The organism is Rheinheimera faecalis (genome assembly GCF_021290965.1).
Classification (GTDB): domain Bacteria; phylum Pseudomonadota; class Gammaproteobacteria; order Enterobacterales; family Alteromonadaceae; genus Pararheinheimera; species Pararheinheimera faecalis.
On the sequence record NZ_JAJOYT010000001.1, the window covers coordinates 598964 to 625692 of the forward strand.

16 protein-coding genes are annotated in these 26729 nt (G+C 46.3%); all 16 read right to left on the minus strand.

The features are described 5' to 3' along the window. Positions 1 to 85: 85 nt before the first annotated feature. Positions 86 to 4924 carry an NAD-glutamate dehydrogenase gene (locus LSG34_RS02855; RefSeq protein ID WP_233007290.1) on the minus strand — a complete coding sequence of 1613 codons (4839 nt, stop codon included), beginning with the start codon at positions 4922 to 4924 and terminating at the stop codon, positions 86 to 88. Between the two features lie 227 nt (positions 4925 to 5151). Continuing rightward, the gene (locus LSG34_RS02860; RefSeq protein WP_233007291.1) at positions 5152 to 7470 is read right to left on the minus strand and encodes an efflux RND transporter permease subunit; all 2319 of its coding nucleotides are present in this window, start codon (positions 7468 to 7470) and stop codon (positions 5152 to 5154) included. Between the two features lies 1 nt (position 7471). Continuing rightward, complete coding sequence (locus LSG34_RS02865) at positions 7472 to 8497, minus strand: WD40/YVTN/BNR-like repeat-containing protein (RefSeq protein ID WP_233007292.1); 1026 nt, start codon at positions 8495 to 8497, stop codon at positions 7472 to 7474. A 76-nt stretch (positions 8498 to 8573) separates the two neighbouring features. Further along, positions 8574 to 9935 (minus strand): DUF1329 domain-containing protein, encoded by a 1362-nt coding sequence (locus tag LSG34_RS02870; RefSeq protein WP_233007293.1) that lies wholly within the window; start codon positions 9933 to 9935, stop codon positions 8574 to 8576. A 20-nt stretch (positions 9936 to 9955) separates the two neighbouring features. Then, positions 9956 to 12100 carry a DUF1302 domain-containing protein gene (locus tag LSG34_RS02875; RefSeq protein ID WP_233007294.1) on the minus strand — a complete coding sequence of 715 codons (2145 nt, stop codon included), beginning with the start codon at positions 12098 to 12100 and terminating at the stop codon, positions 9956 to 9958. 303 nt (positions 12101 to 12403) lie between these two features. Beyond that, positions 12404 to 12625 carry a DUF2835 family protein gene (locus LSG34_RS02880; RefSeq protein ID WP_233007295.1) on the minus strand — a complete coding sequence of 74 codons (222 nt, stop codon included), beginning with the start codon at positions 12623 to 12625 and terminating at the stop codon, positions 12404 to 12406. Beyond that, positions 12625 to 15207, minus strand: coding sequence for an aminopeptidase N (pepN, locus tag LSG34_RS02885; protein WP_233007296.1), 2583 nt, complete (start codon positions 15205 to 15207; stop codon positions 12625 to 12627). Before pepN ends, LSG34_RS02880 begins: the two co-directional genes overlap by 1 nt. A 186-nt stretch (positions 15208 to 15393) precedes the next feature. Continuing rightward, the gene (gene nhaC, locus LSG34_RS02890; protein WP_233007297.1) at positions 15394 to 16887 is read right to left on the minus strand and encodes a Na+/H+ antiporter NhaC; all 1494 of its coding nucleotides are present in this window, start codon (positions 16885 to 16887) and stop codon (positions 15394 to 15396) included. Between the two features lie 105 nt (positions 16888 to 16992). Beyond that, a complete protein-coding gene (prc, locus tag LSG34_RS02895) occupies positions 16993 to 19011 on the minus strand; it encodes a carboxy terminal-processing peptidase (protein WP_233007298.1) in 2019 nt (672 codons plus the stop codon). 16 nt (positions 19012 to 19027) lie between these two features. Then, the gene (gene proQ / locus LSG34_RS02900; protein ID WP_233007299.1) at positions 19028 to 19750 is read right to left on the minus strand and encodes an RNA chaperone ProQ; all 723 of its coding nucleotides are present in this window, start codon (positions 19748 to 19750) and stop codon (positions 19028 to 19030) included. A 6-nt stretch (positions 19751 to 19756) separates the two neighbouring features. Next, positions 19757 to 20065 (minus strand): hypothetical protein, encoded by a 309-nt coding sequence (locus LSG34_RS02905; RefSeq protein WP_233007300.1) that lies wholly within the window; start codon positions 20063 to 20065, stop codon positions 19757 to 19759. Continuing rightward, positions 20062 to 20535: a GAF domain-containing protein gene (locus LSG34_RS02910; protein ID WP_233007301.1), complete on the minus strand. Its 474-nt coding sequence runs from the start codon at positions 20533 to 20535 to the stop codon at positions 20062 to 20064. Before LSG34_RS02910 ends, LSG34_RS02905 begins: the two co-directional genes overlap by 4 nt. A 107-nt stretch (positions 20536 to 20642) precedes the next feature. Further along, positions 20643 to 21323, minus strand: coding sequence for an SIMPL domain-containing protein (locus tag LSG34_RS02915; RefSeq protein WP_233007302.1), 681 nt, complete (start codon positions 21321 to 21323; stop codon positions 20643 to 20645). Between the two features lie 64 nt (positions 21324 to 21387). Continuing rightward, positions 21388 to 23214, minus strand: coding sequence for a M1 family metallopeptidase (locus LSG34_RS02920; RefSeq protein WP_233007303.1), 1827 nt, complete (start codon positions 23212 to 23214; stop codon positions 21388 to 21390). Between the two features lie 14 nt (positions 23215 to 23228). Further along, positions 23229 to 25055: a protein kinase domain-containing protein gene (locus tag LSG34_RS02925; protein WP_233007304.1), complete on the minus strand. Its 1827-nt coding sequence runs from the start codon at positions 25053 to 25055 to the stop codon at positions 23229 to 23231. 104 nt (positions 25056 to 25159) lie between these two features. Next, positions 25160 to 26722 carry a dihydrolipoyllysine-residue acetyltransferase gene (locus LSG34_RS02930; protein ID WP_233007305.1) on the minus strand — a complete coding sequence of 521 codons (1563 nt, stop codon included), beginning with the start codon at positions 26720 to 26722 and terminating at the stop codon, positions 25160 to 25162. Positions 26723 to 26729: the final 7 nt, after the last annotated feature.

Sequence of the window (26729 nt, forward strand, 5' to 3'; positions counted from 1 at the left end):
CAGTAAAGGGGAAAGTTAAAATCTTAGTGTGCCGTAAAAAGCACCGGCTCTAAAAAGAGCCGGTGTATTCTAGCTGGAAGCTGAATTATTTCACAGGGTCACAGTGATGGCTGAGTAACATCAGCTCACGCAAAGCCACTGAGAACTTGGCAAATTCATGGCTTTTCGTGGTTTTGAACTCGGCCAGCATTTGACGCCAGCGCGCCAGTACTGGTTCATGTTCTGTGATCCAGCTGCCGATCACAGCTTCTGCATCACAAGCACCACCACAACCACGAACTACGACAGCAGACAGAGCACGTTGTTGCCAGTCCAGCTCTTCGCGGTACGAAGCACGAGCCAGAGCCTGCCAATGGTTAGCCACTGGTTGCTGCGTAATTTGCTCCAGGAACCAGTGCAGATCTAAACGGTCGCCCAGTTTGAAGTAAATTTCAGCACTCAGCAGCAGGCCATTTTTCTCTGCATCTGCCACCTGGGCAATATCCATCACAGAGAAACAAGTACTCAGCTGAGCTAAATAACGGGCTACGTCAGCAGGCACGCCTTGTTCAATAAAGGCTTGCTCGTTGACTGCAAGTTGTTCAGCTTCGGCAGGCGCCAGTAATTTTTGCAGGTTATTGCTGATTTCAACAAAAGCAGGTTTGAAGAAATCTATCGTCTGCTGAATATCCAGCGCCTTGTTACGGTGACGTAAGAACCAACGTGTCGTGCGACGCATAGTGCGGCGTAACTGGTGGAATAACTTAATCTGCAGCGCTGCTGGGATTACGTTATCCAATTCTTCCAGCTTGTTCCATACAGCTTCCACATCAAATAAGTCGCGGGCTATGGTGTAGCAGACTGCGACTTCTGCAATAGAAGAACCTGTTTCTTCCATCATACGCTGAGCAAAGTTAGCGCCCATATCGTTGACAATCAGGTTAGCCAGTTTGGTGGCGATGATCTCAGCTTTTAACGGGTGAGTTTCCATCTCTTTGGCATAACTTTGCTGCAGTACTTTCGGGAATGCAGTAAACAGATGACGTTTGAAGTAACTGTTTTCATAAATTTCCGGCAGTACCAGCCACTCTTTCATTACCATTTTGCCGTAAGCGGTCAGAATGGCCAGCTCAGGACGGGTTAAACCCTGGCCTTTGGCAGTGCGTTCAGCCAGTGCGTCATCTGAAGGTAAAAACTCCAGTTCACGGTTTAACTTGCCGTCTTTTTCCAGGGCATGGATAAAGCGGGTGTATTCCTTCATCTGCTCAGCGCCCAGCACTGAAGACACAGAAATACTCTGAGTTTGACGGTAACAGTCGTTAATAACGATATCAGCCACATCAGTCGTCATAGCAGCTAACAACTCGTTACGTTGCTTCAGCGTCATATCACCGCTTGCAACCAGAGCGTTTAACAGTATTTTGATGTTTACTTCGTTATCCGAACAGTCTACGCCACCTACGTTATCGATAAAGTCAGTGTTGATGCGGCCACCGTTGTTCGCGTATTCGATACGACCACGTTGAGTAGTACCTAAGTTGCCGCCCTCGCCTATAACTTTGGCTTTCACTTCTTTACCGTTGACGCGAACCGCTTCTGAACCACGGTCACCTACTTCAGCATGAGTTTCATCAGTGGCTTTAACGTAAGTACCGATACCACCGTTCCAAATCAGATCCACGTCCATCATCAATGCGGCGCGGATAAATTCGTTTGGTGTCAGGCTGACTGCTGTAGTACCTAACATCTGCTGAATTTGTGGTGTCAGCTTGATCGATTTGGCGCTACGGGAGAACAAACCACCACCTTCGGAGATCAGTGACTTATCAAAGTCATCCCAGGTCGAGGTTGGTAAGTTAAACATGCGCTCACGTTCAACAAAGGTTTTTGCTGCATCTGGATTTGGGTCCACAAAAATGTGCATATGGTTAAATGCGACCTGCAGACGGATATGTTTGGATAACAGCATGCCGTTACCAAAGACGTCACCGGCCATATCACCTATACCCACACAAGTGAAATCTGTAGTCTGACAGTCGATGCCTACTTCGCGGAAGTGACGTTTCACCGACTCCCAACCACCGCGAGCTGTAATACCCATACCTTTGTGGTCGTAACCGTTTGAACCACCTGATGCAAAGGCATCACCTAACCAGTGATTGTATTCAGCAGAAATAGCGTTGGCGATATCAGAGAAAGTCGCTGTGCCTTTGTCGGCTGCTACTACTAAATACGGGTCATCTTCGTCTAAACGTACAACAGATTTAGGCGGAACAATCTGGCCCTGCACTATATTGTCCGTAATATCCAACAGACCACGGATAAAGGTGCGGTAACATTCTTTACCTTCGTTTAAGAAGGCTTCACGGCCACCGGTTTCTGGTAATTTTTTACAAACAAAACCACCTTTAGCACCTACTGGTACTATCACAGTGTTTTTTACTTGCTGAGCTTTGACCAGACCTAAAACTTCAGTACGGAAGTCTTCACGACGGTCAGACCAACGCAGACCACCACGAGCGACCTTGCCACCGCGTAAATGCACACCTTCAACGCGTGGTGAGTACACAAAAATCTCAAAGGCCGGCACTGGCAAAGGCATATCCGGCACTAAAGACGACTTCACCTTAAAGGAGATGTAGCTCTTCTGCTGGCCCTGGGCATTTGGCTGGAAGTAGTTAGTACGTAAGGTAGCCGACATCATGGCAACAAAACGACGGATGATACGGTCATCATCCAGGTTCACTACGCTATCCAGTTGCTCGTTTAACTGCTTTTCAATGGCTTCAATAGCTGCTGCGTCACCAGTGTTTTGTGGATCAAACTTGGTGTTAAAGAGTTGCACTAACAAATGCGCCAGTTTTGGATAACGGGCAAAAGCGTTTTCTACGTAAGACTGGCTGAACGTGCCGCCGATCTGACGTTTGTATTTAGCATAAGCACGTAATAACGAGGCTTCACGGCCTGTTAAACCAGCGCCTAAAATCAGACGGTTAAAGCCGTCGTCTTCCAGATCGCCTTTCCATACTTTGGCAAACGAGTCCTGGAAAGATAACTGCGCTTGTTCAAAGTCAGTTGGCATAGCACCGTTGACTTCCATCGCGAAGTTTAAGATCCAGCTGACAGAACCATCCGGGCAACGCACGGCATAAGGGGTTTCACCTATGACGCGTAAACCGAAGTTTTCCAGTATTGGCAAAACATCAGATAAGTGGATTGGGTGATCTTTATGGAACAGGTTCAGACGTACAGCTTTGCTGTCGTTACGTTCTTCCTGAGGACGGTAAAACAACATGTCCAGGCGGTGTTCGTCGTTTAGCGACTCAATTTTTTCAATGTCAACCAAGGCATCGTTTGGCAACATTTCGTCTTTGTAAGACGACGGGAAAGCCGTTAAATACTTACGCGCCAGTTCACGACCACGGGCTTCGCCATAATGGCCAACCAGTGCCGATTCCAGCTTATCTTCCCAGGTACGGGCCGCTTCAACTAAATTGCGTTCAATTTCTTTCACATTAAACTCGATATTGTTATCGTTGATCCGAACGAAATAATGGGTACGCGCCAACACAGACTCAGAGAAGTAAGTGGTGAATTCCACAGCTTCAGTGCTGCCCAGAGACTGAGCCAGAATTTGTTGTGTGACTTTACGCAGCTGAGTGTTGTAACGCTCACGCGGCACATACACCATAGCCGAGACAAAACGGCCGAAGGCGTCTTTACGCACAAACAGACGTGTCATATCACGTTCCTGCATTTGCAGTACGCCAGTCGACACATCTAACAACTCGTCTGTGGTGGCCTGGATCAACTCATCCCGTGGGTAAGTTTCAAGAATGTTTAACAGCGCTTTATAAGCGTGAGTACCATGGGCAAAACCAGACTTCGCCATTACTTTGGCCAGCTTGTTTTTCAGCAATGGAATATCAGCGGCGCTGTTGTTGTATAAGGATGACGAGTACAAACCAATAAAACGGTCTTCCCCTATCACATGGCCTTTGTCGTCAAAACGCTTAATACCCACATAGTCGATATAAGCAGGACGATGCACGCGGGATTTATTATTGGTTTTGGTCAGGATCAGCAAAGACGAACTTAACGCCTGCTTGCGGGCCTGCTCTGGTAAATCAGATAACATTAAATCGCGTGACGTAGAACGGCGCATTAAACCTAAAGCGCTGTCGTTGACGCCCTCAATTTTATGGTCGCCCTCTACCGCTTTGATGCGGTATTCACGATAACCCAACAAGGTGAAGTTATCTTTGGCCATCCAGTTTAAAAACTCTATGGCTTGATCTAATTCGGTTGAATGGATGGAAGCGGCTTGTTTTGGTAAGTCAGCAATGACCTGCAGCAGTTTAGCCCGGGTTGGTTTCCAGTCCTGCACAGCTAAAGACACATCTTCCATCACAGATTGCAGTTCAGAGGTTAAAGCTTCCACTGCAGCTTTGTCTGTCATGCGATCAATTTCGATATGGAACACGGTTTGTTCAGTGCTGGCTTGCTCCACAGTGCCCAGTTTAAAAAAGTCCGTGATGTCGTTTTTATCGTTACGGAGCGTTTGCAATGGGTAATGCAATAACAAATGAGCGGTAATGGATTGGCGGCTTAATGCCATCCGTACTGAGTCCACTAAAAACGGGCTGTCTTTCACTACGATTTCAACAATAGTGTGTTTAGACTCCCAGCCGTGTTTTGCGATCTCAGGGTTAAAAACGCGGATTAATGCTTTTGCATCGGTATGACCGTTAAAGCTTTGCCATAAGCTTAATGCAGCGCCATATAAATCGCTGTCATTACGACCAAACAAATCTTCATGAGACATATTGCCATACAGAGTGTGGGCAAATTTTTCGACCAGTTCGACCTGATCTTTGACTTTAGAACGAATAAGCTTACTTACATTTTGTAGTAGTACAGAAGGTTGACCGTCTATCAGTGCCATTTTTGTATCCTTTTTTGAAACCTCAGACTACGAAGACTGGGTTTACTTACATACAGAGCGTGTCAGGTGCGAAGTTTATTGAGTATTGACGGGCTTTTCGAGCTTTATTTATGTCTTTGTTACTGGTTGTACCAGAATAAAAATCGCTGATTTGACAAGTTATTCATCCGCTGTAAATAGAAAATGGCCTTACGGCCATTTTCTTGTTTAAACATGCAGTTTTGTGACTAGTTATTTTTTCGCCAGAAAAATGCTGCCAGTGCAGGTAACACCAGAATTGCACCGAGCATATTCACTAAAAACATAAAGGTCAGCAGTATGCCCATATCGACCTGGAATTTCAGCGCCGAGAATACCCAGGTGCTGACACCAATGGCCAAGGTGATACCGGTAAAGAGTACCGCACTACCCGTCTCTTTTAATGCAGTGAAATAAGCCTGACGTAGCGGCGTGCCATCACGCAGCAATTGCGTCATATTCGACAGGATGTAAATACCATAGTCGACACCTATACCCACACCCAGCGCTATCACAGGTAAAGTGGACACTGTTAAACCAATTTCCAGTTTGGTCATCAAGGCAGTCGCCAGAATAGACACCACATAAAGTGGCACTATCACAGCCACTGTGGCTTTGACCGAACGGAAGCTGATTAAACACAGCACTATCACTGCAGCATAGACGTACCACATCATAGGCGTCTGAGCCGCATCCACAGCTTCGTTCGTAGCCGCCATTACACCTACAGGACCAGAAGCTAATTTAAACTTCACCTCGTCAGTGCTCAATTCTGCGCCTGCTTTCTTCGCAGCAGCAACCACAGTTTCAATGGTCTCGGCTTTATGGTCGTTTAAGAACAGGATCACCGGCATCACAGAGCAGTCGCTATTGAGCAGACCAGTGCTGGTTTCTACCCGACTGGACGACTGCACTAAGCTCTCTGTGGTGCGTGGCAACACTTTCCATTTCACATTGCCTTCGTTATACGCCGCATTGATGGTTTTGGACACCGACGCCAGCGACACAGCAGACTGCACCCCTGGCACGTTTTCCATTTGCCACTGGAACTGATCAACACGATTCATCACATCGTGGAAAGTACAGCCGTTGGCCGGAGTTTCCACCATCACATTGATGTAATCGACAGAAATAGCGTAACGGTCAGTGATCAGGAAAGTATCCTGGTTATAGACTGAGTCTTCATGCAGGGCTGGTGCACCAGGGTGCAAATCACCAATTTTCAGATAAGCACTTTGCTGCCAGCCCAAGGCAAATAATGCGGCCGTGGCTATTAAAATTACCACCGCATATTTAGGTGTGGCAAAAGCAGACAAGCCATACCAGAACTTTTCAATACGCGGATGTGGTGTCTGGACTTTCTGCTTGTACTTGTCGCTGAATTTCACATAAGACATCAATACAGGTAATAAGATCAGGTTGGTCAGGATAATAATACCCACACCTAAACTGGCGGTAATAGCCAATTCACGAATGACACCTATATCAATAATGAGCAGAGTTAAAAAACCAACAGTGTCGGATAACAGAGCAATACCACCTGGGATCAACAGCTTACGGAAGCTAGCCTGAGCCGCTGTTTTAGCATCCATCCCCAAAGCAACGTTTTTACCTGTCGCATTGATCATCTGTACGCCATGGCTGACACCTATAGCAAAGACCAGAAATGGCACCAGAATCGACATGGGGTCAATACCAAAACCCAATACGGTCAGCATACCCATCTGCCAAATAACAGCAATTAAAGAACAGGCAATAGGCAATAAGGTCAGCATCACTGAACCGCTGAACAGATACACCATAATGGCTGTGATCACTATAGCAACGGCAAAAAAGGCCAATACACCTTTAGCGCCGTCGGCCACGTCACCTACCATTTTGGCAAAGCCGATAATATGGACGCTCAGATTTTCGTTTTGATACTGGCCACGCACCTGCTGCTCAAGCTCTGCGGCAAATTTAATGGTATCGAGTTTCTGCTGAGTGTCAGGGTCCACTTCCAACAGTTGGGCTGTCACCATGGCACAGCTAAAATCATCAGCCACCATACGACCCACAATACCGGCCTTCTCGACGTTGGATTTGACGACAGCCAAACCTTCAGCAGTCGGAGCAAAGTCAGCAGGGATCACTGGACCACCAGCAAAACCATCTTCAACCACTTCAACAAAACGGGTGCTTGGGCTGTATAGAGATTTCACCAGACTGCGGTCTACACCGGGCAGGTAATAAATCTGATCATGGATTTTTTTAAAGGACGCAAAAAAATCCGGGTTAAAAATATCACCTTTGGCATCACAGACTGACACCAGAATATTATTAGCACCACCAAAGTCTTTGGCGTGCTGCATATAGGTTTGCATGTATTCATGCTGCAACGGGATATTTTTAGTAAAAGCTGCATCCAGTTTAATTTGGGTAGCTTTGAATAATAAAAACAAAGTAGCGAGTACAAAAAGTACGATGACAGCCATACGGTGACGGAATAATACCGTCTCGCAGTTGGTTACAATTCGATTCAGACTCATGTTATTCCGGCTTCTTGATTGCTAAGGTTCGAATTCCAGCTTCGGTCACTAATACCAGCTGATCCTTGACTGCGACGGCATTCAAAATGGCTTTACTATCTGGTGTGTGCATTGATGTAAAACTGACACCATCATCCTGACTGACTAACAAAGTGCCTGCATTTCCTGTCAGATAGACATTGCCAGCATCGTCCGTCAGCACACTGTTTAGTGTAGCGGTATGGTTCAGTTTTATTTCCTGCCAGCTTTGGCCCAAATCTGTGCTTCTGAATACATGACCACGTAAGCCTGCAGCGATCAGGCTGTTTTTAGCTGTCATCGTCAGACCAAACAACGAGCCATTATAAAACTCCGTATGGCGGGTCCAACTCTTTCCAAAATCTGCACTGGTGGCAAAAAAACCTGCTTCACCAATCAGATACAGCACATTGTTGTGCTGATAAATACGGTTAAAATGCGGTAACACCGATGCACGTTCTTCCAGATAAGCGTCAGGGTCGCTTTCCTGCAACTCTTTTAAATACTCCTGATCGTCCGCGCCGACCAATTCCAGGTGAAATTCATCCAGCCATGTCTTGCCGCCGTCCGTGGTGCGGTAAAACATACCATAAGCGCCTAAAGCTATACCGTTATTAGCGTCAGCAAATAAAATATCAAACAGCGGTTTATCAGTTTCAGGCTTAAATTGCTGCAACTGCCAGCTTTGACCACCGTCCTGAGTGGCAATAATAGTAGCGTCATGCCCTACTGCCCAACCATGTTTTTCATCAGAGAAATACACTGATGTAAACAGGCTTTGTACCGGCGTCTGAATTTGTGTCCAACTGGAACTGTCTTTACTGACCAGCAGATGACCTCGATCGCCGACTGCGACATAAAGCTGATCATTGACACGAATTAAATCAGTCAAAACTGCCTTTTCAGCCAAAGGCATCAGATAAGATGGAGTTGGCGCAGCGGCAGACTCAGCATGAATTTGGGTTGTCAGCAGCAAAGCTGCGACAGAGGATAAAAGTTTAACCATCATTAGAGTTTTCACTCAGCTTCAATTTAGAAACAAAAACGGTTGGCATCAAGCCAACCGTTTATTACATGTCTACAGCTTAACGGGTACCTTCACGGCGTAAAGCCGCTGGAGTAAAGTCGTTATCTGTTAACGGCACAGAGAAGTCATACATCTTGTCTTCGTTGTCTAAACCAATCGCGATATAACGACGGGTATTCAGATCGTGGAAAACTTCCAGCGTACTCCAGTGTGTTGGTACTTCGTAGTAGTTCAGACCATGAGCAACAGCAACACGGTATAATTCGCCTCTGTTGTCATACAGATCAGCTACATGAACTTGCCAGCTATCTTCATCGATAAAGAATACACGTTTACCATACACATGACTGGTACCGCTTTTCAGGTTCGCTTCCACGACCCAAACACGGTGTTTTTCCCAGCGCACGTAGTCCGGATTGATATGGCCTGGTTTCACCAGATCGGCATATTTCACGTCTTTGCTGTGCAGTTTGTAGCTGTTGTAAGGAATAAACAGCTCTTGTTTGCCGACTAACTTCCAGTCATAACGGTTTGGAGAACCGTTAAACATATCGAAGTCGTCTGTCGTACGTAAACCATCAGAAGCTGTACCTGGTGCATCATAAGCTACGTTTGGCGCACGACGAACACGGCGTTGACCTGTGTTGTAAGTCCATGCCTGACGAGGTGTTTTTACCTGATCCATAGTTTCATGCACTAACAGCGCTGTACCGGCAAGACGAGCTGGAGTGGTTACAGCTTGCTTGAAACGGAACAGAATATTTTCTTTCTGTAACGCATCCACTGTGGCATCAGGCGCTGAGTATTTGAACATAATTTGTTCATCAAAGCCGATAGTCACGTAGTCACCAGAAGCTGTAGGCGCAACCTGGCCACCGTTACGGCTGGCAGCAACACCACGGAAACGTAATATATGGTTCCAAATCGCTTCTAAACCGTTCGCCGGAACAGGAAACGGAATACCAATAGCTGCATTGATAATACCGTTACCACCTTCTACCAGCTCTGCGTTTGCTGCAATTTTCTTTGTTGCATCATAAACATACTGTGGGTAAGACGCGGTACGACGGCTTTGGTACACATTCATTTTGTAGCTGTCTGGATAAGCTTCGAACAGTTTAATCTGACCTGGGCTTAACATGTTTTTGTACTGGGCCATATTGGATTTATCAATGGTAAACAGTACTTTATCGCCAGCAAACGGATCCGGGTGGTGATCACCAGGCTTATAACCAGCAGGAGCAGATTGAATACCGCCTTCCCATGCCGGAATACTGCCATCGGCATTGCCGGCCTTTTCCGCGCCCAGCGGCGTCAGATCAGCACCCAAACGGGCCACCTGATCCGGAGTTAACTTCGCAATAGCACCACAGCTAACAACTAGCGCAATAGTGGATGCAATCAGGGTGAGTTTTTTCATAATGGTTCTCGCCTCGTCCCTTAAATAGAGTATTTAATGTTAAAAGATACAAAATCACGGTCAGCTGTATTGTTAGTTGTACCTACACCACCCCAGAAGGCATTGTAAGAAAACTCAGATGACCAGCGGTTCAGATAATCAAAAGCAACGGTGTAACCCACAGACTTTTTATCTTTGGAGAACATAAACAGTGGATCAGGCGTAATACCGTTCACGTCGTGTGAAAACACCACACGGTGCGACATATTGACACCAGCAAACACGTCGTTGAAATCTGCTTTTGCTAATAAACGGTAACCCCAGGCTGATGCAGTCGGGAACGGGTTGGTTTCAGCACCATTCGATAATGCTGTATGTACACCGTCTTTATTGACTAACGGACCACCGTTGATGGTACCTAACAAAGGACCGCCGCTACGGTCAGTATTTGGACCATTTAAACGTAACACAGACTGATCAGGCATATCGTTGATTTTGATACCACCTACTTCAGCTAACATAGTGAAGTTGTCGGCAATCCACATTGGACCAAACAAGTGAGTCACTGTGATTTGCGCTTGTGTGGTGTCAGACAAAATAAAGCCCTGAGCGAATTCGCCTGAACCTACTTTGTTACCGTCATAACGACCAATCTGACTGATACCTTCCAATTCAGGACGTAAACCTGCATTGGCTAACTGCTCTGGCATACCAGCGTACAGAATTTCCACGTCGTCGATTTGCAGTGGTTCATCCTGACGGTAGGCTAATTCACCCGCAACAGAAGTGCCTTCTATCGTGGTGTTGAAGCTAAAACCGTACAGCTTAATGTCTTCCGGATACTGGATTAAGCCTTTAGAGAATACATCCAGCTCGTTGATATTTTCTTTAGTGATTTCGCCCTGATTTGCAGCCAGATAAGCCAATGATTGAATCACACCTAAAGGCTGACCATTTGCATCCACACCAACACGGAAATCAGAAGCTACACCTGAAATCAGTGGAGTACGGCTGTGGTAATTCATGTGGTAAACGGCAAATTCAGTATCGTTCAGTTCAGGAGAAAAATACTCCAGCTTGATACCATACTGACCGCCATCTTCAGGTTCAATTTCACCTGCAGCACCTTCTGGTCTTAAGGTAACTTTCGTTGAATAAGCCAACATAGCGTTGACGGCAGCAGCGCGCTGAGCTGCTGTAGCTGCAGGGTTGGTTAAGGCCGCCAATAAAGCAGGTGCGCTTTGTGATAGCAGGTTCATTTCATCAACCAGGAAATCCAAATCGATATCCGGGTTACCGGCAAAACCTAACTGAATATTCTGACCATAACCGCCTTCACCTGCGAAGTCGTTGGTAGAGAAGTAGGAACCTGGCACTGGCAGGTAACTGTTTTTCCATTCGTACTGATAAAATACCTCAGCCGTCAGGTTTTCAGTTAAACCTAAAGATGCCCACGCCATACCTACAGGAATAAAGGCTTCTTTTAAGTCAGCCCCCGGACTACGCAGTACGCCTACGTCAACCGGAGTGATGTTGATACCATGAGGGATAAAGGTACTTTCACCCCAGCTTAATACCTGATTACCCACACGAACAGATAATGGGTTAGCACCATCATTTAACGCGAAGTTACCGTAGACATAAGCATCCAGTAAACGCAAATCACGGCACGCAAGGCGTTTCGCTTCGTCATCCCCACAAGGATCAACTTTGTTATTCGATAATGGATTGGTATAAGCACCGTCTTCATCCATCAGCGCAGAATCGTAGAAGTAGGTGAAACGGCCAAAGAAACCTATGTCATCTTTAGCAATAGATAACTCGTGAGTACCACGAAACACTTCAGAGAACATATCACCGCGGTCATAATTCAGGTTGCCTGCATCACCATTGCTGGAGTATGCGCCTGGCTGAGCCCAAATTTGTGCGCCGGTATAAATAGGATTGGTAAAAGCGCTGTAACCTGTCCAGTCAAAACGCGGATGGTTGACCTTACTGATGGTATCCCAGTCACGGTCTTCAGCACGCCAACTGGCACCGTAGGAGAACGTAGAGTCAAACACAACTTCTACATCATCAAAATCAAAGGTGGCTGCCTGAGCACTGGTGGCCGACAAGGCCAATAGTGCAGAAGCGACACCCATAGCTAAAGTACTTCTGACGAAGGCACCTGGCTTAGTATTCATTCGTTATCTCCCCCCCTGTCCCTGCAGGTATTTTGTTATTTTTTATTTTGAGCCAACCAACTGCTCGGAGGTCAGCTTGTATCGAAGAAATCATTACATCATTTTGATCGGGGCGCAAGGCTTGCGATCAGTCAAATCTGTTGATTTTTATTCAGTTTTTTCCCTTTACCCCTATGAAACACCCCTACTGATACCGTATCCGGTTTGACCAGTTGAATGAAGATCATCTAACTAAATGAAAATAATAGCTAAAGTGGCAGATTTTGCCTGTTTTGTTTTAAGTTGCCGTTTTAAGTAATAGCTCTAATTTATTTTTTCTAAACTGTGGAACTTCGCCTGATCGGTTAAGGTTAATACAAAGCGCGCGTTCACTCCGGCATGACTGATGTAAGGCCGAAAATGCCGCAGTGGCAATTGCACAGTCTGGCCATTTTCAGCTTGCACCACCACATCGGTATACAAGCCCTGATAAAAAGCCAGACATTGATCCACATCCAGCACCAGTCTGAATTTATACTGTCGCATCAGCTTAAACTCTTACTCACTTTCTCATACAAATCATTACTCAGCTCTTTGCTCAGCATAGTTTGTAACACAGATTTCAGCTGCTGCTGGCGGGCGCTTTGGTAACGTTTCCACGACAACAGAGGTGTGACTAAACGGGATGCAACCTGAGGATTAATGGCATCCATTTTCAGCACGACATCGGCCAAAATCTGATAACCCCGTCCATCTTCTGCATGAAACATGGCAGGGTTTTGCTGATAAAAAGCACCAAACACAGCGCGAACCCGATTCGGATTCTGCCAGCTGAATTGTGGGTGTGTTGTCAGTTGTTCCAACCTGGCAAATACAGACGATTGCGGATAAGAAGCGGATAAATTAAACCATTTATCCAATACCAACACATCAGTATTCCAGCGCTGCTCAAAGACACTCATCAGCTCTGTAAACAGCGGATGTGAGGCACTACGGCAAGCGCGTAGCACAGCTAATTGATCCGTCATATTGTCGCTGTTCAGGTACTGCTGGCGTAACAACTCATCCTTTCCTTCAACAAAGGCCAGATAGTGTAAACAGACTGAACGTAAAGCACGCTTGGCAACCTGTTGTTCCTGGTATTGATAAGCTTCAGTCTGTAACGACTGATAACAGTAGTGCCACTGATCCGCCAGTTTATTGGCCAGTTGTTGCGCAAAGCTCTGCAATGCCAACACCAGATCCTGTACTGGGATTTCGTCAAATTGTTCAGCAACCATGTCATAAGCTGGCACTGTCAGTAATTCAGCAGTAAAGGCTAAATCGTCCAGAGGCTGAATTAATAACTGCCGGTAGAACTCCAGCAAAGCTTCTGGTAACTGATAGTCCGCTCCTGCATTTTTTGCTTCAATAGCGGCTTTGACCTGAATTTGCCACAGCTGCTGTATTGCATCCCAGCGCGCTACCCCATCTTTAGCATCACGGGCTATTTGCAATAGCTCATCCATGCTGTATTGGTACTGCAATTTTACTGGCGCTGAGAAATCGGCTAAAAGCACAGGTACTGGTTTTTGACTGACAGCAAAACTAAACTCCTGCTGCTCCTGCGTCATTTCAAGCAGATAAGACTGGCTGACTCCTTGCGCTAACAATTCGACACGTACAGGCAGCAGCAGAGGCTGTTTTTCAGCCTGATCTGCTGTGGCCGGAGTCCGTTGTTGCATCAACAACTTAAACTCACGTTTTTTCGCATCAAACTGACTATAAACTTTTAATTCTGGTGTGCCGGATTGCTGATACCAGCGTCGGAACAGGCTTAAATCCCGGCCATTGGCATCCTGCATTGCATTGACAAAGTCATCACAGGTCACCGCCTGCCCGTCATGGCGCTTAAAGTATAAATCCATCCCCTTTCTGAAACCGTCCTGCCCCAGTAAGGTGTGCAGCATACGTATGACTTCTGCGCCTTTGTCGTAGACTGTCACAGTGTAGAAATTATTCATTTCCAGCACTTGCTCTGGACGAATTGGGTGCGCCATAGGGCCGGCGTCTTCAGCAAACTGAGCAGTACGAATGGTTTTCACCGCATCGATACGGTTTAAGGTCGCGGACCCCATGTCAGCGCTGAATTGCTGATCACGAAATACAGTTAAGCCTTCCTTTAAGCTCAACTGAAACCAGTCGCGGCAAGTCACTCTGTTTCCAGTCCAGTTATGGAAATATTCGTGGCCAATAATAGATTCGATATTAAAAAAGTCCGTGTCTGTGGCAGAAGCCTGATCAGCCAGTACATATTTGCTGTTAAAGACATTTAAGCCTTTGTTTTCCATCGCACCCATATTAAAAAAGTCGACTGCGACCACCATGTAAATATCAAGATCGTATTCCAAACCAAAGGTCTGCTCGTCCCACAACATGGCACGCTTTAACGATTCCAAAGCAAATTGCGCCCGGTTTTTATTACCTTTATCGACATAAAATTCCAGCGCCACTTCGCGGCCAGAGCCAGTGGTATAACTGCCTTTTAAACAATCAAAGTCCCCTGCCACTAACGCAAACAAGTAGCTTGGTTTTGGATATGGATCCACCCAGGTGACATGACGACGGCCATCAGATAATAGCGTTGAACTGACCAGATTACCGTTGCTTAACAGTGCAGGATAGGTTTTATCATCGGCAATAATATGAGTGGTAAAACGGGCTAAGACGTCAGGTCTGTCCAGGTAATAACTGATACGGCGAAAGCCTTCTGCTTCACACTGAGTGCAATAGGCGCCATTAGACAGATACAAGCCTTCCAGCGCCGTATTGGCTTTTGGATTGAGTTCAATCTTCAGTTCAAGCTGCGCTTTGGCAGGTATAGCTGACAAGATAAGTTGCTCTGGCGTGACCTGATAGGCATCTGCATTTAATAACTGACCATCCACAGACACTGCTAACAACTTCAGCTCCTGCCCGTCCAGAGTTAAAACTCCTGCTTTGCCACTGGCAGATTGTAGCTGGTAGACCGCAGTCAAGACTGTGGCTTCAGGATGCAGTTCAAAACTCAGCTCTACATCAGTAATAGTAAATTCCGGTGCTTTATAGTCACTTAGTTTTTTTGCCTGACGGCTGGATACCTGGCTCATCAAAAATCTCTCTTGTTGTTCATGCTAACGTCGAAAATTGTGCTCCTGCATTTCCGACGTACCGTACATCCTGTACATAAAAAATTACCCGGAGCAATTTTTAACGACGCGAAGCGTTGGCCCGGGAGGGTGACCGCCATGGATGGCTGCGAATAAAATAAGGCCAGTTAAAACTGGCCTTATTTATTATTTGTTACCTTGCACGGCCGCGGTAATTGGCGTGTCTGGCGGAGTCAGCTTTAATACCTTAATCCCCATATAAGCATAAATCACAGCTAAAACCGGGTTTATCAGGTTAAAAAATGCATACATAGCATAATCCAATGGATTGACGTTCAGCACCCCATGCATATAAGCACCACAGGTATTCCATGGGATCAGTGGGCTGGTGATAGTGCCACCATCTTCTAAAGTACGGGATAAATTCACCGGTGCTAAACCACGGCGCTCATACTCTTCTTTAAACATCCTGCCAGGCATCACAATAGCCATATATTGATCGGCCGTCAAAATATTGGTCGCGATACAAGTAGCTATAGTGCTGGTAATTAATGAACCTGTGCTGTGCGCCTTGTGCAAAATAGCTTCGACAAATTTCCGCAATAAACCAATATGCTCAAGCACAGCACCAAACATCATGGCAGAAAAGATCAGCCAGCAGGTGTTCAGCATTTTTACCATGCCCCCACCATTCAGCAGTTTATCTAATTCTGCATTCTGAGTTTCAATGACAAAACCCCCATGCAAGGTAGTCCAGACCACTTTTAAGGTCGCAAGAAAACTGTTGAGCGCTGGATCAGCCATTTTCGCTACCAGCTCCGGCTGGAATAACACAGCCCAGAGACCGCCTAACAAAGCGCCAATAAATACAGTAGGAAAAGCTGGCACTTTTTTCACAGCCATCGCCATTAATACCAGCAGCGGTACCAACATGATCGGGCTGATCACAAAATGCTGCTGCAAGGCTTCGCTAATAGCGCGAATTTGTGAGTCATCCGCAGAAGCGTCGGCATTAAATCCCATCACAGCAAAAATAATCAATGCCAGAACCAGACTCGGAATTGTGGTCCAGGTCATATGACGGATATGGTCAAATAAGTTTGAACCCGCTACCGCAGGAGCTAAGTTGGTGGTTTCGCTGACAGGAGACATCTTATCGCCAAAGTAAGCGCCTGAAACTATAGCTCCGGCTGTAACGGCAGGTGACATACCTAAGCCAGCAGCAACCCCTATCAAAGCAACACCTATAGTGGCTGCTGTTGTCCAGCTACTGCCAATACTTAAAGCCACAACAGCACAGAGTAAACAGCTTGCGGCATAAAACCAGGATGGGTCTAACAGCTGCAAACCATAATAAATCAACGAAGGCACGGTGCCAGCAAGCAACCAGGTGCCTATTAAGGCGCCTACAGAGAATAAAATCAGCAAAGCGCCTAAAGACAAAGAAATGCCTTTGACCATAGCCTGTTCTATATCAGCCCAGCCATAGCCATTTTTCAGACCAATGATCACGCCAACAAAAGCAGCTACAAACAAGGCAATTTGATTCGCACCATAAGACGAATCACTGCCATATAAATAAACAGACAGACTAAGTAAAACGACCAATACAATCAGGGGTATGCTGGCATCTAAAAAACTAGGGGCTTTTATTTGGCGTGGTGCAGGTTGTAATTCCATGGAGCTTCTCTTCACGACTGGCTTCAGCCAGTTTCTGTTGTAATGAGCAAAGGGTCAGAGTCATTGACTGTCTACAATCAATGACTCTGACCCTTTCGTTTTTATTTAGTCAGCGCGTTTAGCCAGATGACCCAGACTTAACATATCTGCTGTGATCTGAGCTGTCTCTTCCAGCAGAGGATCCAGCTTTTCCAACACTTCTGGTAAATCATCCAGGTTCTTCACTGCTGGTAACTTCAGTCGTGCCAAACGTTCGTTCACACGTTTTAAATCACGGGCTGTGTTTTCGTCTTTTTTCTTCAGACGTTCCTGCTCGTTCAGTGAAATAGTCTTTTCGTCTTTTTCTTTGTTGTACAGCGCAATATCGTCCATCAGGTATTTGTATTCAGTTTCTTTGCTGAAACGTTCCTGATGTTTTTGCTGTAAAACCGGCAATGCTTTTTTAATCTCATCCGATGCACTGTACTGAGCCGCAGGGATACTGTCCCATGGCAAGGCATTCTCTTCTTTGCTTTCGCCCCACTCGCCAGGCTCTATAGGCGAAGGGAAAGCAATATCAGGGATCACGCCTTTGTGTTGTGTACTGCCACCATCGATACGGTAAAACTTGGCAATAGTAAATTGCACAGAACCTAAAGACTCTTCAAACATATCGTAAACACGGCCTAAACCGCGGTGCTGCTGTACAGTACCTTTACCGAAAGTATGTTCACCTACAATTAAAGCCCGGCCATAATCCTGCATAGCAGCAGCGAAAATTTCGGAGGCTGACGCGCTGTAACGGTCGACCATTACGGTCAGAGGACCATTGTAAAATACACTGCCGTCCTGATCCTGACTGATGCTGATACGATTACCCGCTTCGCGGATTTGCACCACAGGGCCTTTATCAATAAATAAACCTGTTAAAGACACAGCTTCAGGTAAAGAACCACCGCCGTTGCCACGCAAGTCAACAATAATACCGTCGACATTCTGCTGCTTTAAGCTGGCAATTTCTTTTTTCACATCTTCAGTCAGGTTGTTGTAAAAGCTTGGAATGTTAATCACACCAATCTTTTTACCTACAGGGCTTAACTTAGGTTCCAGTACTTCAGCTTTTGCCGCTCTGTCTTCTAAACGGATTTTATCACGCACTATAGAAATCTGAGTCGGTACGCCTTTGGACGCATCACCACCTACTAATACCTGTAGACGAACAGTCGAGCCCTTTGGACCTTTGATCAAGTCGACCACGTCATCAAGACGCCAGCCCACCACATCAACAAATTCTTCTTCGCCCTGAGCTACACCAATGATCTTATCTTTGGGTTTGATTTTTTTTGTCATATCAGCCGGACCACCTGGGACCAGACTCATAATGACAGTGAAATCATCATCGCTTTGCAGCACGGCACCTATACCTTCCAATGACAGATTCATTTCCTGCTGGAAACGTTCTGCACTGCGTGGCGACAGATAGGAGGTGTGAGCTTCAATGCTGCGGGCATAGGAGTTCATCACAATTTGGAAAACGTCTTCACTTTCAGTTTGTAATAAACGTTTTTTCGCGTTTTCGTAGCGTTTTTTCAGCAGCTTGGTGGTCTCTTCTGCCGTTTTACCAGCCAGCTTCAGATTCAGCGCATCAAACTTAACTTTCTGACGCCACAGCTCATTTAGCTGAGCGACATCAGCAGCCCAAGGCGCATCTTCACGCTCAAACTCATAGCTATCTTTAGCTGTGAAATCAAAAGGTTTATCCAGCAAACTGATCGCGTAGTCATAACGTTCCAAACGGCGCGTCATGCTTAAATTAAACATTTGATAAGCAAAATCAAACTGGCCTTTCGCCAGGCCGTTATCAAATTCTTTGCGGTACTGTTCAAAGCCGTCTACGTCTGACTTCAATAAAACATTACGGAAAAAATCCAGACTTTTTAAATAGCGGTCGAAGACTTTTGATGACAACTCGTCGTCAATTCGTAACCCGACATAGTGTTCACGGGTAAAATAATTGCTGATCCGTTTACTTGCCGTTGCATGTTGTGGTTCCTGCGCCAGATTTGGCACAGGAGAAATCACCGGTGCAGCAACGCTGCTACCGATCACCAGAAAAAATGCCGCTAAGCTGGAAATTTTTTTCATTGAACACTCGTCTCTGTTAGGCCTGGAACAGCTTATCCCCTTGGGTTTTAATCACCATACCTGAGGCAAGCTGAACCACAACATCATTTTTAACTACTTCAAGTACAGTTGCAGGCACAGGTTTGAGCCCTACTTTTAACTGCACAGCACTGCCAACTTTTAATGTGGCCGTATTTAATGCAATAAGTTCAACCGCTTGCTCCTGAACCACTTTTTCTGTGGTCTGAGGCTTAGAGTTCAGTCTGGCCGCTTTTGCAGCCACTGTAGCCTTATTAGGCTGAGATTTTTTGTAAGCAGGTTTGTCAGTCTGAGCCGCTTTAGGCTGATCTTTTTGTTGTTCTTTATGCTTAGCACGCTCTGCTGCTGCTTTGGCTTTACGTACTTCAGCTGCTTTGGCTTTGCTTTGCTCTAAAGTTTCAGCAGCATGAGCGGCCTGCTGTTCATCAATCAGATCACCGGCCTGACCATCTAAATCAACGCGGGCTACACCCACTTTGACACCAGCCAGATAACGCCAGCTGGAGGTATACAGACGTAAGGCATGACGAATTTGTGTTTTGCTGATGCCATCTTCTTCAGACAACCGCTGTGCTAAGTCCTGAAAAATACCTATTTTCAGAGGTTTAGCTTCACCGCTTTGGCTAAAACACAGAGGAAACTTTTCGCTAAGTTCGGCGAGGATTTGTTTCACATCTTTGCCTGCAGGTTGAGCTTGGATTTGTTCAGTTGGGGTTGTCATGCAAAATTACTCTTCTTCATCAGCGGCATCGACTAACTTAATGCCTTCTTCTAATTGGTTATTAACGTAACAGATAGCCCAGTCGACCAGTTCATCTTCATCTGCTTCTAACAAAACTAAACTACCTCGTAGTTCGTTCCATATTGCGATAAGTAAATGGTCTATTTCGGCTGCTAAAATATCATCCGGAAAACGGCGCCAGACTGCGTGATAAATGGCGTTGATGCGATCAGCAACGATCTCTTCTTCGCCTTCCCAGTCACCTACATCGGCAACCTGGAATAAATAGTCCTGAATATTGACTAAATCTTTCATAAAGTCCGTGCCAGATGCTGTTCAAACAGCTGAACCAGCCCAGCTAAACCTTGTTGGTCATCCAGATCAAAACGCGCCAGGCTTGGACTATCAATATCCAGCACAGCAATAATCTTACCGTTATGACGCACTGGTAACACTATTTCTGAGTTACTGGCTGCATCGCAGGCAATATGGCCCGGAAACTCATGGACATCTTTTACCAGTTGGATTTCGCCACTGGACACCGCTGTACCGCAGACACCTTTGCCTACAGGAATACGCACACAAGCAACTTTTCCCTGAAAGGGTCCCAAAACTAAAACGTCATCCCTTAAAATATAAAAGCCTGACCAATTCAGATCAGGCATTTCATTAAAGAGCAACGCACTCAGATTTGCCATGTTGGCAATCAGATCTGTTTCGTCTTCGATCAGAGACTGTGCTTGCTGTTGCAGCAGCTGATAAAATTCAGATTTTTGCTCACGCATGAAATATAGGTTCTACCATTACTACGAAGGCCCCTACATTACTTGTTTTGTCGCTAAATTTAAACCTCTGCCACAAAAAGATTTAGTCACTTTTGTCTAATAAACAATCAATGACTGTTCATTTCAAACTCAACTGACACTTCTGCTCTGATATCGGTCTGACCAAAGCTGACTTCTGCACCATCTGCCATGGCGCGAGCCATCTTCATTACAGGTGCAGGAGCATAACCTTGTTCATTGATTTTTTGCGCAGAACCCAGCTTTAAGCCATTGGCTTTTGCCAATAAAGCCGCCTTGGTTTTGGCATGAGCAAAAGCTTGTTGCAATGCTTTTTGATACAACTCATCTGACTCGCTGACTAAAAATTCAGCCTGGTTCATCTGAGTTACACCTAAATCTGCGGCTTGTTGCAGCACTGTGCTGTACAGCGATAAATCATCTAAAGACACAGTGATATCACGGCTGACCAAATAACGCTGTGGTAATTTGCGCTCAGGGTCATGCTGATAATCAGGTTGAATACGCAAAGGCGCATTGTTCAGTTGCTCTTCCTTCACCCCCAGCTTACGCAGGGCTTTGGTTAAAGCAGCGACCTGATCATCAACTTTTTGTTTAGCATCACTGACTTTTTCAGAAGTCTGCTGAATTTGCATACTTAAACGCACAGCATCAGGTTTGGCTTGCATCACAGCAGAGCCAGATACAGTGACAGTTTTCACCACTGGAGTATCGGCTAAAGCGACAAAACTCATACTACAAACCAGAAGAGCGACTAATTTCGTTTTCATTTTTAAATCCTGTTAAATACGTTCAGCACAGACTACCCTGCTTAGCTGAACGTTCACTGAAAAATTAATTAAGCTTCAGTACCTTATCAACAGCCGACTGAGTTAAAGGGTGATAACCAGCACGGGCTTTCTGGTACACAGTTTTAGCCCAGCTAAGCGTTTGTGGGCTTTGGCTGAGTTGTTGATACAAAGGCACCACAAACTTACGTCGTCCAACCTTGACTAAGAACTTTTCCAGCGCAGGTTGAGCTTCTGTATAGTTTTTTGCCAACGCCACCTTAAACCAGGCTGTTGCTACTTCCGCATTTTGACTCTGACTTAAACCAAAGCCTTGATCCAGCTGCTGAAGCTGGGCCGTATCGACAGTAGCAGCCAATTGGCCGATAAAATGTAACCAATGGTGAATACTCCAGCTGTTTGTTTGTAAATCCGTCAGTTTGCCGCTTTTTTGCCATAAAGCCAGTTGTTGATCCACCTGCTTAAAGGCATCAGACTCTGGCGCAACAAAAGTGCTGGCGAGTCCTGGCTGATACAGCCATTCCAGTACTTCGCCCATAGAAACAATATCCGGGTCGTTTAGCAGGGTTTTGCGCATAAAACGCAGGAATTTTTCCGTATCCATGCTTTGAAACGCAAAGGTCTGGAAATAGTTTTTTAAGAAAGAATCAAACACAGCCCGGCCAAAACGTTGCTCTAAAAATTGTAGGAATAACATGCCTTTGACATAAGGCACCTGCGAAAATGCATCATCCGGATCACGGCCAGTGTAGTCGGTAACCAATAAAGTATCTTTGGCATCGAGCTGACCCAGATCATTTTCTAAGTCCTGCACTGACAACTGGCGCTCCAGCAAAGCACGTTCAGGCCCGTACACCTGCTCCATAATGCGGTTTTCCACATAGTTGGTAAAACCTTCATTCAGCCACAGTTCGTGCCAGCTGCCATTGGTGACTAAATTGCCGGACCAGGAATGCGCCAGCTCATGAGCTATGAGACTGACCAGGCTTTTGTCCCCTGCTATGACAGTAGGCGTAATAAAAGATAAACGTGGGTTTTCCATACCACCAAAAGGAAAACTGGCCGGTAATATCAGCAAGTCATAACGGCCCCATGGGTAGTCACCATACATAGCGCTTGCCACTTGCATCATCTGCTCTGTATCTGAAAACTCGGCAACGGCTTTATCCAACCAGACTTTTTCAGCATAAACTCCGGTACGCTCTGACATAGCTTTAAATTCTAAGTCCCCTATCGCAAGAGCTATCAAATAAGCAGGAATAGCCTGAGGCATACGGAAAAAGTAGTCGCCGTCTTTGTCGGTATTGGCACTGTTATCAGCGCCCATTACGGCAAGTAACTCTTTAGGTGTGTGAATACGGGCCTGATAATTCAGCCGTACTGCCGGTGTATCCTGCAGCGGGATCCAGCTACGGGCATGAATAGACTGCGACTGGCTATACATAAAAGGCTGTTGTTTTTCACTGGTTTGCTCTTTGGTCAGCCATTGCAGCCCTGAAGCTTGTGGGCTGGTGTGGTAATAAATCCGCACTTTAGGAAATTGCGCAGGAAACTCAATGCGCAGCGCCTGGCCGTGAGTGGGTGACTTATCACCAAAACTGTGGCTCAGCTTCAACCATCGGCCTTCAGCGGATTGGCCCATGACTTTTTCAATACTCAGATCGCGGCTATCCAGAATTAGCTCGCGCACATCCGGATGATGCCAGTCCAGTTGCAGTTCAACAAAACCAGAGAGCTGCTGCTTATCAAAATCAGCCGTTAAATCCAGCGTTAGTTGTGGATGACTAACTAACGCAAAGTTGCTGAAACTATGGGGATCAGCGGCCTGAACTTTGGCAGCAAGGATAAACAGCAACAATAGAACAACACGCATTTTTTTCTCCGACACTAATTCTTACTGTAATTCATAGGATTGGCAGGATAATAACAAAGTTCCTGCTGGCTCTGGTGGCTGAAATGCCGGGTATCTTTGTGCGGTAACTTCATAAAGCCGCCCACACCCTCACCGCTGATTAAAGATACTTTTGCCAGAATACTCTGCAATAAAGCGGCAAACTGCGCTTCGGCTGCGGGTTCAAGTAAACGGTAATAGTTATGTATTTTCATATACAAAGGTGTCACTTCAAAAATAATGCAGCCGGTGTGGCGAATTAAATTAAGTGCAGCCAGGTCATCCATAATACTGTCCGGCAACACCAGTTGCTCGTCAGGATCTTTACCATCTTCAAAATAACTGTGCTGAGCGCTGCTATCGTCCAGTTGGCTCTGGCCCAGCTCGTACTTCAGCGTTGTGCCTTCAGGCACCACAAAAGGCAAATCTATGCTGTCGCGCGCTATGTGGATGGTCTGGCGGGCATCAAATAAACAAGCTTTAAAAATCCCCACTTTAGCGATAGAACGTGCCAACTGCACCACGTTATTCACCGCCACCGCAAAAGCTTTTTGCAGACGCTCGTCAAACAGATTGAGGCTGGAGTCAATATAAACCCCTGAACTTTGCCAATGAATAGCAATACCGCCGACCACTGGATAACGGCCCAAACGGCTAACCGCAGCCACAAAAGCTTTCTCAGTTTCACCCATGCCTTCAAGGTAGTTTTTGTAATAACGCTCTAACTGCACATCGTCTATGTACTGAATACCTTCTTCATCACTGTGTTCACGTAAAAAGGATTTACGCGATGAGTAAACCACGGTGTCCAACTCCTGCGCTTTAGTGCTGGTCCAGACCGGTAATACCGATTGTGTACTTAACAGTGGCAAATCAGGTGTGACCAAATGATGTAATCGCGGCATAACTTTTAAGAAATAATCACCGGCTTGCTGGCGCAACAACAAATCATCCGCCAGCATGCTGTCGAGCATAGTGGCAAATTCCATCGGCAACCCGAGGCTTCGTGCAGGTATCGCCTTGCGGCCAAAACGGCAGGATTGACCGGACGCCAGCGCATACAAAGTGCTGGCGACACCCTGCTCATCAAAACGTGGGCTGGATAAAGCACCGGTTCGCTGCTCCGGGCCAATAAAATACACATCACCTAAACGGGCATTGGAGGTCTGTAAATCCGACGACATCAGCTGCATCACGTTGGTGCCAATGTAATGGCCTTCACTGTCTAGCTGTGCAAACACCGAAGAGCCCCAATCCACCAGACTGATTTGATTGGTGCTCTCGTCATAGACAATATTTGAAGGCTTTATATCGCCATGCACTATAGGCGCAATTTCGCCGTCTTTTTTATGTTGGCGCAAAGCCAGCAATAAACTCGCAAGCTGAGTAGCAATATCCAGCAATAACCGCACCGGTACCCGCCCATGTTTCAGGCTGTATTGCTCCAGATCCACGCCTTTGGCGCGGCCCATCATTAAAATGCCCTGCTTTTTCACCAACTGATAAGTAAAAAACGGCGGCACATTCGGATGCGCAGCCTGCGACAACATATAACCTTCGTCAGCCAGACGTTCCTGAATATGAGGCGGTAAATTAATGCGGGAGAATTTAAACACCACATCCTGCTGCTTTTGATCAAGGCCTGCAAAGACAAAACCATAAGCGCCCTTACCCACCAGCTCAATTTGACGGTAACCCAGTTTCTCCAGTTCAGAGATACAAAGCGCCACCCAGTCTTTGAGCTTTTTAGCGTCATTGGCGTTTAGCAGGTAAACCGACTGCTCTTCGGGGATATAGAAGTTACGAAGCTGATGTTTATCCATATAGTTTCAGACAAATACCCTTAAAACGAAAAACCCGGATTACTTTCGATCATCCGGGTTTTGTAACAAAGAACGGTGCCAATTACCAGCTATTCGTCAATGACTTAGACCATAGACAGCAACATGGATGACGGTTGTTCCAGATAGCTTTTCCACAAGTTAGTGAAACGGGCTATGGTGCCGCCGTCTATCACGCGGTGATCACCAGACCAGCTGATTTGCATCAGAGAGCGGCCTTCCACTTCACCTTTGGCATTAAAACGTGGCAACAACTGAGTTTTACCCAGCGCTACTATCGCCACTTCCGGCTTATTGATAATAGGAGTCGCCACAGTGCCGCCAATGGCGCCAATGTTGGAAATAGTGATAGTGCCACCTTTGAGCTCTGCCGGGCTAACACGGCCTTCACGGGCCGCGTCAGTCAGTTTCGTCAATTCCTGCGCAATTTGTACGATCGACTTGTTCTGACAGCCTTTGATATTCGGCACCAGTAAACCCACTTTGGAGTCGACCGCTATACCAATATTGTGGTCATCAAAATACGTCAGCTCTGAACAGTCGCTGTTGACCTGGCTGTTCATAATAGGGAACTGCTTGATGGCAAGCGACATGGCTTTCATAAAAAACGGCATCAGAGTTAGCTTAATACCCTGCTTGGCATATTGATCTTTCAGCTGGCCGCGCAAAGCAATCAGCTCTGTTAAATCAATTTCTTCACAGTAGGTAAAATGCGGGATAGTCGATACCGAATCCTGCATCTGACGCGCCATCGCTGCTTTAATGCCTTTGATAGGCTCAACACGGCTGCCGCCAGTACTGGTTGCAACAGTAGCGGCCTTGACTGGCGCTGCAGCAACTTTGGCTACACCAGAAGTAGCACCACCATTGGCATAAGCTTTGACATCGTCTTTATAAACCCGGCCTTTGTCGCCAGAACCCGGTACTAAGGATAAGTCGATGCTTAATTCACGGGCTAAACGACGCACGGCCGGGCTGGCTAAGGCTTTGCCATTGCCTGCAGGAGCTGCAGTTGAAGCTGAGGCAACAGAGGCTGCCTTCGCAGCACAAACCGGGGCAGCGACTGGCGTTGCAACAACTGCCGGAGCAGCAGTTGAAGTACCGGCAATTTCCTGCTGAAACAGCGGGCTATGTACTTTAGCAATTTCACCTTTGGCGTAATGCAGCTTCACCACTTTACCGGCGTATTTAGCAGGTATTTGCACTAAAGCTTTGTCGGTCATGACGTCACAGACCGGTTGATCTTCAGCTAATACATCACCTTCTTTGATCAGCCACTCGACAATTTCACACTCAACAATACCTTCGCCTATATCAGGCAGGATAAAGTCTTCCAGCTGTTTACCTGTAGCAACAGCGGCAGGAGCGGCTTGGGCCGGAGCTGAAGCAGGTGTAGCCGCAGGAGCAACACCATCTGTATCCATTTCAAACAAAGGCGCATGCACTTTGGCGATATCGCCTTTGGCGTAATAGAGTTTGGTGACCACACCGTCGTACACAGCAGGAATTTGTACTAAAGCTTTGTCGGTCATCACGTCACAGACAGGCTGATCTTCGGCGATACGATCACCTTCCTTCACCAGCCATTCAACGATTTCACACTCGACTATGCCTTCGCCAATATCCGGCAGAATAAAATCTTTTTTCATCTGGCTT

Excerpts from the sequence above, each read along its gene's own strand:
- prc (WP_233007298.1), bottom strand. The coding sequence starts at position 19,011 with ATGAAAAAAATTTCCAGCTTAGCGGCATTTTTTCTGGTGATCGGTAGC.
- LSG34_RS02870 (WP_233007293.1), bottom strand. The coding sequence starts at position 9,935 with ATGAAAAAACTCACCCTGATTGCATCCACTATTGCGCTAGTTGTTAGC.
- LSG34_RS02875 (WP_233007294.1), bottom strand. The coding sequence starts at position 12,100 with ATGAATACTAAGCCAGGTGCCTTCGTCAGAAGTACTTTAGCTATGGGT.
- LSG34_RS02860 (WP_233007291.1), bottom strand. The coding sequence starts at position 7,470 with ATGAGTCTGAATCGAATTGTAACCAACTGCGAGACGGTATTATTCCGT.
- pepN (WP_233007296.1), bottom strand. The coding sequence starts at position 15,207 with ATGAGCCAGGTATCCAGCCGTCAGGCAAAAAAACTAAGTGACTATAAA.
- LSG34_RS02930 (WP_233007305.1), bottom strand. The coding sequence starts at position 26,722 with ATGAAAAAAGATTTTATTCTGCCGGATATTGGCGAAGGCATAGTCGAG.
- nhaC (WP_233007297.1), bottom strand. The coding sequence starts at position 16,887 with ATGGAATTACAACCTGCACCACGCCAAATAAAAGCCCCTAGTTTTTTA.
- proQ (WP_233007299.1), bottom strand. The coding sequence starts at position 19,750 with ATGACAACCCCAACTGAACAAATCCAAGCTCAACCTGCAGGCAAAGAT.
- LSG34_RS02865 (WP_233007292.1), bottom strand. The coding sequence starts at position 8,497 with ATGATGGTTAAACTTTTATCCTCTGTCGCAGCTTTGCTGCTGACAACC.
- LSG34_RS02910 (WP_233007301.1), bottom strand. The coding sequence starts at position 20,535 with ATGCGTGAGCAAAAATCTGAATTTTATCAGCTGCTGCAACAGCAAGCA.
- LSG34_RS02920 (WP_233007303.1), bottom strand. The coding sequence starts at position 23,214 with ATGCGTGTTGTTCTATTGTTGCTGTTTATCCTTGCTGCCAAAGTTCAG.
- LSG34_RS02855 (WP_233007290.1), bottom strand. The coding sequence starts at position 4,924 with ATGGCACTGATAGACGGTCAACCTTCTGTACTACTACAAAATGTAAGT.
- LSG34_RS02925 (WP_233007304.1), bottom strand. The coding sequence starts at position 25,055 with ATGGATAAACATCAGCTTCGTAACTTCTATATCCCCGAAGAGCAGTCG.
- LSG34_RS02905 (WP_233007300.1), bottom strand. The coding sequence starts at position 20,065 with ATGAAAGATTTAGTCAATATTCAGGACTATTTATTCCAGGTTGCCGAT.
- LSG34_RS02915 (WP_233007302.1), bottom strand. The coding sequence starts at position 21,323 with ATGAAAACGAAATTAGTCGCTCTTCTGGTTTGTAGTATGAGTTTTGTC.
- LSG34_RS02880 (WP_233007295.1), bottom strand. The coding sequence starts at position 12,625 with ATGCGACAGTATAAATTCAGACTGGTGCTGGATGTGGATCAATGTCTG.